Origin of the sequence: Cloacibacillus porcorum, from assembly GCF_001701045.1 — a bacterium.
Lineage (GTDB): Bacteria > Synergistota > Synergistia > Synergistales > Synergistaceae > Cloacibacillus > Cloacibacillus porcorum.
Genome location: NZ_CP016757.1, coordinates 2,947,032 through 2,962,483 on the forward strand (window position 1 = coordinate 2,947,032; position 15,452 = coordinate 2,962,483).

A 15,452-nucleotide genomic window follows, 5' to 3' on the forward strand; every position below is an offset into this window, starting at 1 on the left:
TTGCACCCTGGCCTATTGCTCAATCCTACTAACAATCCAAAGGATGGATAGCGGCTCAAGGCGAATGCCGCCGCACACAGTTCTTTTATGTATGACTGCATTCTCACGGCGGAAACATACACGGCCGGATTCATCCATAAGCTGCCATTATTTAAAGCACATCCTTCATATGCCAAGATAATGGCCTCGTACCATTTAAATGGGTTCGTTCTTTCCTGTCTCTGCCAACGCTTTAAGGTATGCCGTGTGGCAGAACTCTTCGGAAACCGATTCATTTTTTGAGATATTGGCAGACATTTGTTAAATAAAATTTTCATAATAGGTACATTTAAGCTATTGACAAGGTTAAGCCCCGAAATTACAATGCAGATATTATTATAGTCAAATCGGCATTATCAACAATGAGGCCCTTGCAAATATATACGGATGGGTCGCGTCAGAGCTGACACAAACAGCCTAACACGCTCCGCATAGAGGCGGCGAATGGACGCTATTCTCTATACATAACGCGGCACAGATCCGCAAACAAACTTTTTAGAGATCCGTCGTCCGGTCAACACAAAGACGATACGCAGCAAAAAATAAAACGGGAGGAATCAACAGATGAATACCAACGATTACGGGAACTTTAGCGAAAAACGCCGCAGTTACATGATGAAGCAGGAAAAGTACAGAGACATGTACAAAAAATACCTCGCATCCGACGGTGACGAACATAGATAGCATCGACAGATACTACACCTTCGATGAAAAAGGACACATCATGGCCGTCACCACGTCAAAGGGGACATACGACGTCGCCCCCGCAGTCAGGGAGACATTTCAAAAGGTGAGGGTATTCTTCGGCGCATGGACCGCCGCACTGGCAAGAAAAAAATTCAGCCTCTACGATTACGACGCGGTAAAGCAAATGATCTCATCCAGCGGCTTCTTCGTATCAATGGGTTCAAAGGCGCGCTCCTACCACTCCGACTCCACGAAGGTGTCGCTAAACACTTCTATCATCGGAGCCGTGCTGGGCCCGGGCATCACGGGAGGCGGTATGGCGATAGCCCAAAAGGCACTTGCCAGAATCGGAGGAAAGATAAGCGACGGCTTCTCCGAACAGAAAACTGACAAAGAGATCGCGCATCTGCTCTTTATCTGTGAATCTCTCATGGGAATGCCCATCGTCACCATCTCACTTTACCACACCAAGCTGGAGCAATTTGGATGGGTACAGAAGACCAACTGCGAAAAAGTCAGCCGGCAGACGATAGACTTCAAATTCTACTCGGACGATTACCTATTCGTCGATCCCAACTATATAAACAAATTCACCGCGGATTTTGAGAAGAGTGACTCCTATGAGAAACTGATCGACGAACTTGCAAAAACGCTGGACGGACTTCCGTCATAAAGGGGATCAAAGAATGCTCTTCTGCAATGTGAATATGTACCACGCTCCCGCCACCGCGATCTTTCCTCAATTAATCGAAGGTACCGGGGATATTTCCTGAGGATTTTCCCTGCAAGAAGCTATTAATGGGCCTATCTCCATTGGAAAAGGCCTATACGAAAACCCAATAACTGGAAACAACAAGGTTCTGGGAGAGAACCAAGGAATAGACTTCGGCGCTGAGTCCAACTACAACTGGGTCATGATGACGGCGCTGTCGTCATGCGCGCCTGTAATTGTTTACGATTACGACACAATAGGCTCCTCCTGCAGCAACGTATGGGTATACCACGCTAGAGGAGGGGATATCCCCAACAACAGCATGCTCTTTAAAATCGATAATCCTGCTAAGAAATTTATAGTCTATACGGTCAGAGCATACGGCAGCGATTACGATAAATATATTGACAAAATCTTATGCCATGGCTACCAGAGCAAAAACCTGTGTATCGTAAGCGGATACCCCAACAACATATGCGTTGGCAGAGACGGCGGAGTCTCTTTCTACTGATCCACTTTCACACAACCAAAGCCGGCATGCATGCCTCTGACACAGCGTGCCTGCCGGCTTTGTAACATATATAAAAACTGGACGCATTAAAAAATCTTTGTCATTCTTCTAAATATAAGTCACACCAGAGAAGAGAACCCGGTAGCAAGCGTCTTTAATTGCTCAGCCCCTGCGGTTTTATCTCTTCGCCTTTACCGGCACACCGTGTTTGCAGAAAAATTATAACGTTGAGTTTCAATTCCAAACTTATATGGTAGCAAAACTAACCTTTCTCGTGGAATAATCTTCAACATTGCCCATTCCGACCGCTATTGAAGTGTTTACTACGCACTAAAACTACAGACACATAAAATTCTCAACTATTATGTTATAATCGTGGGAGAGTAAAAATTACTATGCGCGAGGACGGATGCGTTAGTGAAAAATAAAAAAATCTATCTCCTAACCGGAGCAGCGGGGTTTATTGGAAGCAACCTTGCGCACTACCTCGCCTCAAAGGGCGATAAGGTCGTTGTCTACGACAAGCTGACCTATGCGGGAAATAAAGCCTCCCTCGACGGCATTCCCACTGAATCCCTCGCCTTTGTAAACGGCGATATCTGCGATACGGCGCTGGTATACGAAACACTTGTAAAATATGGCGTAGACGCGGTCTTCCACCTCGCGGCGGAGAGCCATGTCGACCGCTCTATCGACGGCCCAGCGGCATTCATCGAGACCAACATCAACGGGACATTTTCCATGCTCTCCGCCTCGCGTAAATATTACGAAACGCTGGACGATGAGAAAAAGAGAGACTTCCGGTTCCTGCATATATCAACCGACGAGGTCTACGGCAGCCTGGGCGACAGCGGCTATTTTACGGAAGATACGCCATACGCGCCCAACTCGCCATACTCCGCCTCCAAGGCGTCGTCGGATCATCTCGTGCGTGCCTGGTTCCACACCTACGGATTTCCCGTGCTGACGACCAACTGCTCCAACAACTACGGTCCGCGCCAGTTTCCGGAGAAATTGATCCCTCTCATTATTCACAACGCCCTCGCGGGAAAACCTCTGCCGATATACGGCGACGGTAAAAATGTCCGCGACTGGCTCTACGTGGAAGACCACTGCCGCGCCCTGCACACTGTAATGCTCAAGGGAACAACGGGAGAAACCTACAACGTCGGCGGCAACTGCGAGCGGCAGAATATCCAGATTGTAAAGACAATCTGCGCCATACTTGATGAAATACGTCCAAAGGCCGGTGGCGCGAAATACGAATCACAGATAACATATGTAAAAGACCGCCCTGGCCATGACCGCCGCTATGCGATCGATGCCTCAAAGATAAAGCGAGAACTCGGATGGCAGCCGCAGGAAACCTTCGAAAGCGGCATCCGTAAGACGGTTGAATGGTATTTGAACAATCAGATATGGATTGAAAATATACTAAGTGGGAAATACCGCGGCGAACGGCTCGGATTGGGAGGGACGCAGGAATGATCACCAAAGGTATAATACTCGCCGGCGGCTCCGGCACGCGCCTCTGGCCGCTGACCATCCCAGTCAGCAAACAGCTGATGCCGGTATATGATAAACCGATGATCTACTACCCCCTCTCGACGCTGATGCTCGCCGGCATCCGCGACATCCTCGTCATCACCACGCCGGAAGACAGCGAATCCTTCCAGCGCCTGCTGAAAGACGGATCACAGTGGGGCATTAGGATATCCTACGCCGTGCAGCCAAAGCCGGAGGGGCTGGCCCAGGCCTTCATCATCGGCGAAGAATTCATCAACGGCGACGGCTGCGCCCTGGTGCTCGGAGACAACATCTTCTATGGCCGCGGCCTGACAAGAATGCTCCAAGAGGCTGCCGCTCATGAGGCGGGTGCCACCGTCTTCGGCTACCCAGTCGATGATCCTGAGCGCTACGGCGTAGTAGAATTTGACGCCGAGGGCAACGCAATCTCCCTTGAAGAAAAACCGGCCAAGCCAAAATCAAACTGCGCCGTCGTCGGCCTCTACTTCTACGACAACAACGTCGTGGAGATAGCGAAAAATCTCAAGCCATCGCCAAGGGGCGAACTGGAGATAACCGACCTCAACAGAGTCTACCTCGAAAAAAAACAGCTAAAAGTCGAAGTCTTCGGCCGCGGCTTTACCTGGCTCGACACCGGCACTCATGACAGCCTGATCGAGGCCGCCAATTTTGTGCAGATAATACAGAAACGCCAAGGACTTATGATTTCCTGTCCGGAAGAAATCGCATTAGGGTTAGGGTGGATAACGGCGAAACATTTGGGAGAATTAGCTATTCCTCTTTCAAAAACAGATTATGGAAAATATCTTTTAAAACAGGCATATGAAAACGCCAGGAACTGATGCTATGACTACTTTAATATGGCCCAATACGTGGGCAAATGTACAATACCAATTCTGTTATTATAAATAACGCAAATAGTCTGTGTTGGTGATTATATGAAATTAGGAATTATGCAACCCTACTTTATTCCATACATAGGTTATTGGCAGCTGATAAATGCTGTCGATAAGTATGTGATTTACGACGATGTAAATTTTATCAAGGGGGGCTGGATCAATAGAAATAGAATATTGATGGATGGCAATCCAATGTATTTTAATGTCCCCATGTTTGGAGCCAGTCCGTATAAGCTCATCAAAGAAGTTCGCGTCAACAATGACAATAAAATAATAAATAAAAATTTAAGGATTATTGAAGCAGCATATAAAAAAGCTCCGTATTACAATAAAGTATATCCTCTGATTGAGAAAATTTTGAAATGTAATAAGGACAATATTGCAGAATATGTAACAGATTCTTTCTATGTGATTTGTGATTACTTGGATATAACTACAGAATTTGTTGTATCGTCTTCTTTGAATAAAGATTGTAGCTTAAAAGCACAAGATAAAGTATTAGCTATTTGTAAAATTTTAGGGGCAACGGAGTACTATAACGCTATCGGAGGTCAAAGTTTATATTCTTTTACGGATTTCGCTAATTGCGGTATTCGCCTCAAATTCCTAAAGACAAACAATATAGAGTATAGACAATTTAGAAATGAATTCCAAAGTAATTTATCAATACTAGATATCATGATGTTTAATGATACAGAGAAAATAAAAAGATTCTTGAATGATTACACACTTATAGAAAACTAGGAGAATCTAATGAAAGAATATGGTGGTTATATAGAATTTGAACATTATACTGGAAAACACTACCATCAGAATGCTATTCCATTGAATACCGGGCGAAATTGCCTACGATACTTGATTCGTGCAAAAAAAATTAAACATATTGCTATGCCACGTTTTATATGTTCTGCCGTAACAAATGTGTGCAAAAATGAAGGAGTGCGTATCACTTACTATTTCATAAATCGGGAATTAAAACCGATTGGCATAGAGGAATTCGATGAAGGAACATACTTATATATCGTTAATTATTATGGTTTATTGGATACAGATTACGTTACCAAACTTGCGTGCAAATATAGAGTAATCATTGATAATTCTCAAGCATTTTTTGAAAGCGCAATAACGGGAATTGATACAATTTATACATGCAGGAAATTTTTCGGTGTTGCTGATGGAGCATATTTAATAACTGATTCTAGGATAGACGAACATATTGAAGTGGATACTTCTTATGATCGGATGGCGTTTCTCTTTGGGAGATATGAAGTGGACGCCAGCACCTTTTATCCGGCCTTTCGGCAAAATGAGCAAAGACTTGATACAATTGAAATCCGTTATATGTCAAAAATTACACAAAATATTTTGCGAAATATTGATTATAATTATATAAAGAATATTCGAAATCAAAATTACTGTACTTTGAATAACACCATAGGGAAAAATAATTTACTAAGAACCCAAAAACCTATAGTTGGTCCATATATGTATCCATTTCTAATAAACAATGGGAATTACCTTCGCACTAAATTGAAAGAAAAAAATATATATGTTCCAGTTCTTTGGCCAAATATATTAGAAACAGAAAAATGTGAAAGTTATGAATATTATTTTGCTGATAATATTCTTCCATTGCCTTGCGATCAACGTTATTCAACGCAAGACATGCTTTATATTGCCAACACTATAGACTATTTTTTACAGGAGGGAATTAAATGAAAAGAATTATAATTTTTGGTGCAACTGGTAACGTAGGCTCTTACGTATTGAAATACGCACGTGAATATTTCCCATCACAAGAATATGAAGTAATCGCTTCAGGCAGGAGAAAAACTGACTTTTTTATGAAAGAAGGCATTCCTTACTACCCCGTAGACATTTCAAAAGCGGAAGATTTTGATATATTACCGCATGACAATATCTTTGCTGTGATTTACCTAGCCGCTCAAATTCCTTCTTATATGGCTGGATATCAGCCAGATAAATATATAAAATCTAATATAATTGGTGCCTACAATGTTCTGGAATATTGTAGGAAAACACATGCGGACAGGATTTTATTTTCAACAACAGTATTTGACATATCTCTTTCAGCAAAAGACGGCGTAGTACTGAAACCCGATATTCCATATAATTTTAGCTATGAGGGTGATCATGCAGTATATGTAATAACTAAAAACACTGCCATAGAATTTATTAAACATTATTATCGGGAATATAACCTGAAAAAGTTTATTTTTCGTTTCCCCACTATTTATAGTTATAGCCCATATCATTATTACCATCCCAATGGAAAGAAAACGATACGCCCAGTTTATCGTATGATCGATTTGGCCAAAAGAGGTGAACCAATAGAACTTTGGGGAAACCCTAACTACGCAAAAGATATGGTTCATGTGTATGATTGCGCACAGATGATCTGCAGGGCAGTTGAAGTTGACAGAAATGAAGGGTTTTATAATGTTGGCACTGGCATCCCAGTTACTTTAAAAGAACAAATTGAAACAATAATAAAGGTTTTTTCACCGAAAGATCATCCTTCTAAGATCATATATTGCCCTGAAAAACCGGCAGGTGGCGGGTTCCTAATGGATGTTGAGAATGCAAAAATGGAACTTGGGTATGAACCAAAATATGACTGCCTTCGGCTTTTTGAAAATTATAAGGCTGAAATGGAAATTAACCGTTTTAAAGAATTGCGTGAAGAGTAGAGTTTTATGTATAGATTCTATTATGGCTCTTTTTATGATTAATAGTTAGTTCGCAATCTAACACGAAAGGATAAGGTTTTATGTCACATAAGATCCTAGTGACCCGTTCATCGATGCCAGATATAGACGAGTATATTGAGGAAATCAAAGATATATGGGATACTCATTGGCTTACGAATATGGGGACTAAACATAAGCGCTTGCAAGCAGAACTAAAAAACTATCTTGATGTAGAGAACATCGACCTACTAACTAATGGGCATATGGCCTTAGAATTATCCATACAAGCGTTAAAACTGCAGGGAGAAGTTATTACTACCCCTTTCACGTTCGCGTCCACAACTCATGCTATTGTTCGAAATAACCTGGAACCAGTATTCTGCGATATAAATCCGATTGATTTCACAATAGACGTTACAAAAATAGAATCTCTGATTACAGATAAAACATGCGCAATTGTTCCGGTACACGTATATGGTAATGTATGTAATGTTGAGGAAATAGCACGCATCGCAAAAAAATACGGGTTAAAGATTATTTATGATGCCGCACATACTTTTGGGGTTCGATATAAGAAAAAAGGAATTGGTTCCTATGGCGATGTATCGTGCTTTAGTTTCCATGCGACTAAAGTTTTTAATACAATTGAAGGAGGCGCCGTTTGTTTTAAGGACAATGATTTTGGGCTCAATATATACCGCCTTAAGAATTTTGGTATTCGTGACCAAGAGACGGTTGACAGTATAGGAACAAACGCCAAGATGAATGAGTTTTGTGCCGCAATGGGTCTATGTAATTTACATAGCATCAACATTGAAATCGCAAAACGCAAGGCTGTTACAGAAAGATATAGGCGTCAATTATCAGGATTCGATGGCATTCAATTGAATCCTGCCCAAAAAGATGTGCAGCAGAACTATGCGTATTTCCCCATTGTTATTAATGAAGAAGTTTTTGGCTCAACTAGAAACGATGTTTTCAGAAAATTGGCTGAGAATGGCATTGGAGCAAGAAAATATTTCTACCCATTGACGAACTCTTTTGATTGCTTTCATGGAAAGTACACCCCCTATCTTACACCGATAGCTTTACAGATCAGCGAACGTGTATTAACTTTGCCATTATATGCTGATTTAGCATTTGGTGATGTAGATAAGATTTGTGAAGTCATATTAAGCTGCAAAAAGTAGAAGAAGAGAGAAATTATAAAGTTCGCATATAGCTGTCAACGTAATATTCCTAATAACTTGCTAAACTCTATATTTATTCTTAACAAAAGACGAAATTAAGAGTTTGGTGAGATAGTCCATACTCCCAATCTTGGCTAAGATCGCCAAGGTAGTATATGTTAATATCCCGCATATTATCTGCAACAGCAACAAAATATAAATCGAAACGTTTGCAATACAACCTACTATATATACACATACTCCCATTATAATTGAAAGTAGAAAAGATGGCATAACATCTCTTAATTGTTCAAGATAAGTATAGCCTATGAGTTTTTTATTAGGATATGCGTTTATAAACGTTGAAGCTATTCCACTTAAGACCGCGCTCCAAGCAATAGCAATAAGCGACCGAAAGAAAATTATTGCTACAGCTAAAACGGTTATCCCTATTACTTTTTTTATTATTTCCAATTTCAAGAATATATCACTTCTGCCAACCGCATTTATGGCAGTAAGATTTGAAGTATGAATAGGATAAAAAATAAAGCTGATACAACAAATCTGCATAAACGGCACACAGGGTAACCATTTATCGGTAAGGACAATGCGAACTAACGGCTCTGCCGTAGCAATCATACCAGCCATTAGGGGCAATATAATAAATGCACTCATAGAAATGGCTTTACGCATCATATCCTTAATTTTCAATGGATCATCTTGCATTTGCGAAAGTGCAGGAAGCATTATTGTCTGTATCGAACCATCAATGTTTCCAATCACCACCTGCGGAAACATACGTCCCCTACTAAAGAACCCTAGATCTGAGGCATAGAACATTTTGCCAATTACCAAGCTCTGCGCTTCACGGTAACCTGTATCAAGCAATGCAGAGACCAACAGTTTCCAACCAAAAGAAAATAAATGTACAACTCGTCCGAAAGAAAAAAGACGTTTAGGTCTCCATTTAACCGTAACCCACATGATAGCACACAAAAAAAACTGATTTAATATCTGCTGCCAGACCAACGCCCACACACCATAACCACTATATGCCATAAAACCTCCAATAGTGCCAGAAATAGCCATCGATCCTAAACTGCTATAAAATAATTGTTTAAATTTAAACTCACGAGCAACAACTGCATTCTGAATCGAGTTAACTGCTCCAAAGAAAAGGATAATCGAAATGACACGTAACGTAACAATAAGTCGCGGCATTTTGAAAAATACGGCTATCATCGGAGCACAAAAATAAAAGGCAACATAAAGTACACTAGCTACACCAAGGCTTAAGTAAAATACCGAAGAAAAATCCAACTCGTCTGCTACTTTAGCTTGTATAAGTGCAGTATTAAACCCACTCTGTACAAAAACCTGTGCAAAATTAATGAAAACTAGCAATAATGCAATGACACCGAAATCAGAAGGGGACAACAGTCGCGCCAAGATAATCTGGACAATAAACTGGACAGCCTGATTGCCTGTACGCTCAAGATATTTCCAAATCAAAGAAATAAATATTGTAGAGTTAATGACTTTTCCCCCTTCGAATAATATTTTTATCTAGTGTCGTATGATTTTATTTCAACGAACTCAAGAAGGCATCGTTCTTAATCTTAAATATAATTTTTTGCACTATTCTTCCAATAATATGCGGTAAATATATTAATATAAGTAATAATATATTTCTTTTTTTATATATTTTATATATAAATTCTAACTCCGTATGAGAACGAGTACAAAGATAATTAACTATTGCGTCTACGACATATCTCGTCCGTTTAGACTTATACAAGAAAGGCCTACCAAAAACCAATCCTGCTTTTCTTTCAATTTCTTCCCTCAATATATATGAGCCCGTATCACTTTTACGCTTATATCTCACAGAGTAGCTCGATCCATTTGTAGCCATACTACGATATGCACTCATAATATCAGGAAAAACGTATATGTCCCCCTGCATCGAAAGAAACGCTACTAAAGAAAAATCAAGAAGCGGAGCCCAATTCGATAAATTATAATCAACAATTGCCCTCCGCCTAAAAACTAATGTTGCAGTCTGCCCAGGTAACAGAAATTTTTCTGCATCGTTATATGTAAAAACGCGTGCCTGTTTTGAAACATATAAAAATGTAGGGGAATATCTAGCTGTTGGACACCCATCATCATTTACAATTATACACTGATGCGTAGTTGCAATGTATTCTCTGTGTACCTCCATAAAATCTATTTGTTTTTTAAGCTTATTTGCATCTAACCAGTAGTCATCACCCTCGCACAAAGCAATATATCTCCCTTTAATACAAGGAGAAATATGTGTGCAAAATATATTAACACCTTGAGAATATTGGTTTTGCTTTTGATAAATTGGCTTTATAACTTCAGGGTATTTACATTCGTATTCCCTTATTATTTTCTGTGTTGAATCAGTTGAAGCATCATCATGTATTATGACTTCATATTTAAACGGCACTTCTTGTTTCAAAAAGCCATCAAGTGTTTCTCTTATATATTTTTCATGATTATATGCAAAACAACATATACTTAATAATACGGTATTATCAGACATGGAGGAATCTCCTCTTCTTTGTAAAAGTATACAGGAATAATAAAACCATAGAAAAATCTATATTAGATGTAGGATTTGATTGCACACAACGTATGGCACATATTATGGCATATATTCTTAGCGAACAAAAAAATAAATCATTTTGTGAACGATAATATAATCTATCACTGAAAGCTATATATATGCTTATTGGAAGCATTCCCAATAAATACAAATAACTACCAAAATCATAAATATTACTCAACATTACAGTACCCAATGCATTATACTGAACTCTTCCAATGTCAATATAATGAGCCATTGTTGAAGCATAATCATATAAGGGAATAACAACATTGCCTGCCAATGCCCTAAGTGGAATATATAAAAAATTAAGAATGAATCCATAGCTTATACCTCCCATATAAGCATCTTTTATAATATAATTCTGGATTTTTTTATCAAAAAAAACGAATCCACCGTAATAATATAATAGAATAGTATCAATCACAGAATATCCAGAAAATTTTCTTGCGGCCACTGCGAAATATCCAAGCACCATTGTCGAAGATAAAACCATTGAATATTTTAACAAATGAACCCCCCGTTTTCCGTAAATTTCTATCCGAAGCAATATATATATAGATGCAATAATGATTAGTTGATATATAGAATCTCTTCCCCCAAACATTATTGTATTGAAAAACATTGTAAATAATGCAATAAAATTGAGCACTTTAGATCTTTGGTCATTTATATACCCTGACGCAATAAAAATATATGTCGCGGTGTATAGCGGTTGTATTATATTTTGAAAAAAAATTAATGTCGGAGTACTGGCAAATTCCGCAGATGCAACAAACGCAAAGGCACGAAAATCAGCAAAACCAAATGTAGAGATCAACCTTATTGCTTTAAAAAACAAAGGGATAGACATCACTAAAGCAATAATATTAAGCGTTATTGGCAATCTAAAGGACGATATGCACTTTACGTTATTGTTCTGTAGTCGACAATTTTTTAACGACCCTGAATTTATTACAAAATAAATAAAATTAAAAAAGATTACATAAATAACAACATAAAAATTCGTTAAAAAAGATACTCTATCAATATTTGAATATCCATAGCAAGCAAATGACGCACATACTAACCATGCCAAACTAAAAATCACATTACTTCTAAATATTGATTTGTATATAAAATATGTTAGAGTTATTATTATACATAATAATAAAAGATATATAAATATAAACATCGTAGCCTCTTCTATTTCTTAATATTAACGTCAGTAAGTACTATCTATAAATATAAAATCATCTAATAAAAATCCATTTCTACTAATGCATTAAAAACCTTCTCATAGTGACAGATATTCATTGCAAATTCATGGATTTATAGTTTGCATAACACAGTCGCCTAACATATGATATTTGTAAGGGTATATTTCATTGAGTTTTGCAAAGTTAAATTTTATTGTCGGTACTTCTATACGTTTATCTACTATTGGCCATTCGATAAAATCCACCCCTACATTGAAATAGGTGGCAATAACGCGGGCTATATCCAGTAAGCTTCTATTATCTCCACCAATATTATATATCTCATTTTCACTAATACTCATAAGCGGCACATCCAACAAAACTTTACAGATATCTCCGATGTAAGTAAATGTTCGTTCTGAGCTTCCATCGCCGAACAGCGTTATGTTTTTCCCCGATTTAGCTTGAGATAAGAAAAACTCATATGTGCCATAAAACTTAACGTCCTGTATTAATGAACCAAATGGAACACAGATACGGAATATATTGTAAGATAAGCCAAAGACTGTGCTGTAAAGGCGGATATAATTCTCGCTTGCTATTTTAGTAATAGCATATATGCTCTTCCCATCTAAGTTGCTTTCCTCATTAACTGGATATTCTGAGCTTTTATATACTAAACGGGATGATGGATAAACTATCCTTGCCTTTGTTTTAACTTCTGCACAACAAGTAAGAATGTTCAAAAGGTACTTTTCGTTTACGTCAATGTATTTTTCATATTCATCAAACCCTGCTTTTGTTCCAGTTTTCCCACTAAAAATGTAGATTGCATCAACATCAAAATCTATGTTCGATGAGATATTTTTCTTAGAACTTAAATCAACTTTTTGGTAATTACCGCAACCATCGAAATGAGTTTCGTGTATATCATAAAGACAATAAGAAAAACGAGATTTATCCAATTGACAAATGAAGTTTCTCGCAATATAGCTATTTGATCCAATAATTGATATTTTCATTATATATCTCCATAATTATTATTTGTAATAACATCCATTATCTTTTTTAATATTGATTCGTGATCATAATTTGCTAACGCATAGCTTCTGCATTGCTCAATAGTACTGCGACTTTTTTTATCAGTCACTTTAATCAGTTCAACTAAATGATCAACATTACCTAATTCCACATATTTTCCAAAAGGCTCTGGAGCCATATATTGCACGCCTGAGCATTTAAATCCTATAAATGGAGTTCCGCAACCTAATGAAATCAGGCATACAGTGGGATATGTATCAGCCACACTAGGAATAATAAAAAGGTCCGCAATGGTAAATAAAGCACATAATTTGTCCTGGTTCTTAATATAAGGAATAGCTATTATGTTTTTCGGAAATGCCTCATGTTGGCAATCCACTCCAACCAAAACAAAAACAAACCGTTTGTCATCCTTAAATGCCTCTGCACATGGTATATAATATTTTTTTATGCCCTTTCTTGCGTCGCTCAGCGGAGCAACAGATAATATAACTTTTTTTGTTGTATCAATTCCATATTCATTAATTACATCAATTTCATAGTTAGGTTTATATTTATTCTTTATGTCAATTCCCCAACCATACTGTAATAACGTTACCCCAGTGTTTTTTATCAGAGCCGCTCCAAGAGCCTTCCTATAATTGTATGGGACGGTATTCATAAACAAAGAAGGGAAATTACTATATGTTTCCTGTTTCTTTTTAAAAAAATATGAAGATCTATCAAAGAACCATGTTTTAGGATAGTCTTTTATTTTTGGGCATTTTTTACATTCGACCTGATACTTCAAGCAAGGATCAGTATACCCACATTTTCCGGTATAAGCGTATTCTTCAAATAAAAAATACAATGTTTTTATTTTCTTTTCTTTTAAATAACTCAAAAAGCGATAGTGCGCCAAATAGTATCCATGTAACTCACCCAAAATTACAAGGTCAGGTTTAAATCTGTTTAAAAATCCAATTAATCTTTCAGTGGCAGGCTTTGAAAAACATCCCTCATAACCTGTTATTCTCGTCGCAATTCCATGAAACCTGACTTCCATCATGCTTTCAAATTTATAGCAGAATGATTCGTCTGATTTCTGACCGCGTGCATAGCAAAAAATAACATCATGTCCCTGTTTTCGAAGTATATTCGCTGTATTATGACATATGGTACCAGTACTACTATAATTACACGAATTTATTACTGCAATCTTCATTGTTTTCTCCATACCATACTATTAATAATGCCTGTATAGCTTTGAATTATCTTGACGACCTTAACGCTCACATTTTCATCAGCATAAGTTGGGACTGTCAGCCCATCATCACCGTTTGCATGCATAGATACGGCTAAATCAACTGCTTGAAGTACATGTTCTGTTGTAATAGAACCAATTGTGAATATGCCTTTGTCCATCGCCTCCGGACGTTCTGTCGATGTACGAATGGAGACAGCGGGGAATTTAAAGTAAGATCCCTCTTCAGGAACAGTTCCGCTGTCTGATACCATACAGAAGGCATTCTGCTGGAGTTTGTTATAGTCGAAGAAGCCAAGCGGCTGATGCTGCAGCACGCGCTTGTCAAAGACAAAGCCGCGTTGCTCTATGTATTTCCTGGAGCGCGGGTGGCATGAATAGAGAATCGGCATGTCGTATCTTTCCGCCATCGCGTTTACCGCATTCATAAGGGCAAAGAAGTTCTTTTCAATGTCGATGTTCTCTTCTCTATGTGCCGAGAGAAGGATGTATCTGTTTTTCTCCAGCCCCAGTGTCTCAAGTATTTTGCTTTTTTCTATCTTTTCTCTGTTTGCTGAGAGCACTTCCGCCATCGGCGAACCGGTGACGAATGTATATTCAGGCTTTACTCCGCTGTCTAAGATATAGCGGCGCGCGTGTTCCGAATAGCACATATTTACGTCGCTTGTTACGTCGACTATACGGCGAATCACTTCTTCTGGCAGGTTTTCGTCTTTGCAGCGGTTGCCGGCTTCCATATGGAAAATAGGTATTTTCAGACGTTTAGCGGAGATAACTGAAAGGCATGAGTTTGTATCGCCAAGCACCAGCAGAGCGTCAGGCTTTTGCTCGGCCATAAGCTCATATGATTTAGCGATGACGTTACCCATCGTCTGACCAAGATTATCCCCTACAACCCCAAGGTAGAAGTCCGGTTCCTTTATTTCTAATTCCTTAAAAAAGATATTGTTCAGTGTATAATCCCAATTTTGTCCAGTATGCACGAGTATATGATCAAAGTATTTTTCACACTTTTTTATGATTTCCGAGAGTTTTATTATCTCTGGGCGAGTTCCCACTATTGTCATAAGTTTTAGTTTCATTATCCTTATCCCCTTATG

General features: G+C 38.6%; 13 protein-coding genes. 7 read left to right on the plus strand and 6 right to left on the minus strand.

From position 1 onward, the window contains the following. The first annotated feature begins 706 nt into the window (after positions 1 to 706). From BED41_RS13360 to BED41_RS13395, 7 genes are all read left to right on the plus strand, one after another. A complete protein-coding gene (locus tag BED41_RS13360; protein WP_157102362.1) occupies positions 707 to 1,399 on the plus strand; it encodes a hypothetical protein in 693 nt (230 codons plus the stop codon). 967 nt (positions 1,400 to 2,366) lie between these two features. Next, positions 2,367 to 3,437: a dTDP-glucose 4,6-dehydratase gene (rfbB, locus tag BED41_RS13370; protein ID WP_229712315.1), complete on the plus strand. Its 1,071-nt coding sequence runs from the start codon at positions 2,367 to 2,369 to the stop codon at positions 3,435 to 3,437. Beyond that, positions 3,434 to 4,318 (plus strand): glucose-1-phosphate thymidylyltransferase RfbA, encoded by an 885-nt coding sequence (gene rfbA / locus BED41_RS13375; protein WP_066747325.1) that lies wholly within the window; start codon positions 3,434 to 3,436, stop codon positions 4,316 to 4,318. Before rfbB ends, rfbA begins: the two co-directional genes overlap by 4 nt. A gap of 96 nt (positions 4,319 to 4,414) precedes the next feature. Then, positions 4,415 to 5,119 carry a WbqC family protein gene (locus BED41_RS13380; protein ID WP_066747328.1) on the plus strand — a complete coding sequence of 235 codons (705 nt, stop codon included), beginning with the start codon at positions 4,415 to 4,417 and terminating at the stop codon, positions 5,117 to 5,119. A 9-nt stretch (positions 5,120 to 5,128) separates the two neighbouring features. Beyond that, positions 5,129 to 6,094 carry a hypothetical protein gene (locus BED41_RS13385; RefSeq protein ID WP_066747331.1) on the plus strand — a complete coding sequence of 322 codons (966 nt, stop codon included), beginning with the start codon at positions 5,129 to 5,131 and terminating at the stop codon, positions 6,092 to 6,094. Beyond that, positions 6,091 to 7,086, plus strand: coding sequence for an NAD-dependent epimerase/dehydratase family protein (locus BED41_RS13390; protein ID WP_066747334.1), 996 nt, complete (start codon positions 6,091 to 6,093; stop codon positions 7,084 to 7,086). Before BED41_RS13385 ends, BED41_RS13390 begins: the two co-directional genes overlap by 4 nt. Before the next feature lie 80 nt (positions 7,087 to 7,166). After that, entirely contained in the window at positions 7,167 to 8,276 is a 1,110-nt protein-coding gene (locus BED41_RS13395; protein WP_066747337.1) for a DegT/DnrJ/EryC1/StrS family aminotransferase, read from the plus strand. 60 nt (positions 8,277 to 8,336) lie between these two features. Here the strand turns inward: BED41_RS13395 and BED41_RS13400 are convergent, their stop codons facing one another. The 6 genes from BED41_RS13400 to wecB all read right to left on the minus strand — a co-directional run bounded on the left by BED41_RS13400 (position 8,337) and on the right by wecB (position 15,434). Continuing rightward, the gene (locus BED41_RS13400) at positions 8,337 to 9,767 is read right to left on the minus strand and encodes a lipopolysaccharide biosynthesis protein (protein ID WP_229712317.1); all 1,431 of its coding nucleotides are present in this window, start codon (positions 9,765 to 9,767) and stop codon (positions 8,337 to 8,339) included. Between the two features lie 70 nt (positions 9,768 to 9,837). After that, on the minus strand, positions 9,838 to 10,827 hold the full coding sequence (locus tag BED41_RS13405) for a glycosyltransferase (RefSeq protein ID WP_066747343.1): 990 nt from the start codon (positions 10,825 to 10,827) through the stop codon (positions 9,838 to 9,840). Beyond that, positions 10,820 to 12,064 (minus strand): O-antigen polymerase, encoded by a 1,245-nt coding sequence (locus BED41_RS16225; RefSeq protein WP_084002469.1) that lies wholly within the window; start codon positions 12,062 to 12,064, stop codon positions 10,820 to 10,822. Before BED41_RS16225 ends, BED41_RS13405 begins: the two co-directional genes overlap by 8 nt. Positions 12,065 to 12,193: 129 nt before the next feature. Then, positions 12,194 to 13,090 (minus strand): NAD-dependent epimerase/dehydratase family protein, encoded by an 897-nt coding sequence (locus tag BED41_RS13410; protein ID WP_084002470.1) that lies wholly within the window; start codon positions 13,088 to 13,090, stop codon positions 12,194 to 12,196. Continuing rightward, positions 13,090 to 14,313: a glycosyltransferase gene (locus tag BED41_RS13415; protein ID WP_066747346.1), complete on the minus strand. Its 1,224-nt coding sequence runs from the start codon at positions 14,311 to 14,313 to the stop codon at positions 13,090 to 13,092. The genes BED41_RS13410 and BED41_RS13415 overlap by 1 nt, the downstream gene beginning before the upstream one ends. Continuing rightward, positions 14,310 to 15,434, minus strand: coding sequence for a non-hydrolyzing UDP-N-acetylglucosamine 2-epimerase (gene wecB / locus BED41_RS13420; protein ID WP_179946736.1), 1,125 nt, complete (start codon positions 15,432 to 15,434; stop codon positions 14,310 to 14,312). The genes BED41_RS13415 and wecB overlap by 4 nt, the downstream gene beginning before the upstream one ends. Between the last annotated feature and the right edge of the window lie 18 nt (positions 15,435 to 15,452).

What these genes read in the sequence shown, in the direction of transcription:
- BED41_RS16225 (WP_084002469.1), bottom strand. Translation starts at nt 12,064, where the DNA reads ATGTTTATATTTATATATCTTTTATTATTATGTATAATAATAACTCTA.
- wecB (WP_179946736.1), bottom strand. Translation starts at nt 15,434, where the DNA reads ATGAAACTAAAACTTATGACAATAGTGGGAACTCGCCCAGAGATAATA.
- BED41_RS13390 (WP_066747334.1), top strand. Translation starts at nt 6,091, where the DNA reads ATGAAAAGAATTATAATTTTTGGTGCAACTGGTAACGTAGGCTCTTAC.
- rfbA (WP_066747325.1), top strand. Translation starts at nt 3,434, where the DNA reads ATGATCACCAAAGGTATAATACTCGCCGGCGGCTCCGGCACGCGCCTC.
- BED41_RS13405 (WP_066747343.1), bottom strand. Translation starts at nt 10,827, where the DNA reads ATGTCTGATAATACCGTATTATTAAGTATATGTTGTTTTGCATATAAT.
- BED41_RS13380 (WP_066747328.1), top strand. Translation starts at nt 4,415, where the DNA reads ATGAAATTAGGAATTATGCAACCCTACTTTATTCCATACATAGGTTAT.
- BED41_RS13410 (WP_084002470.1), bottom strand. Translation starts at nt 13,090, where the DNA reads ATGAAAATATCAATTATTGGATCAAATAGCTATATTGCGAGAAACTTC.
- BED41_RS13415 (WP_066747346.1), bottom strand. Translation starts at nt 14,313, where the DNA reads ATGAAGATTGCAGTAATAAATTCGTGTAATTATAGTAGTACTGGTACC.
- BED41_RS13385 (WP_066747331.1), top strand. Translation starts at nt 5,129, where the DNA reads ATGAAAGAATATGGTGGTTATATAGAATTTGAACATTATACTGGAAAA.
- BED41_RS13395 (WP_066747337.1), top strand. Translation starts at nt 7,167, where the DNA reads ATGTCACATAAGATCCTAGTGACCCGTTCATCGATGCCAGATATAGAC.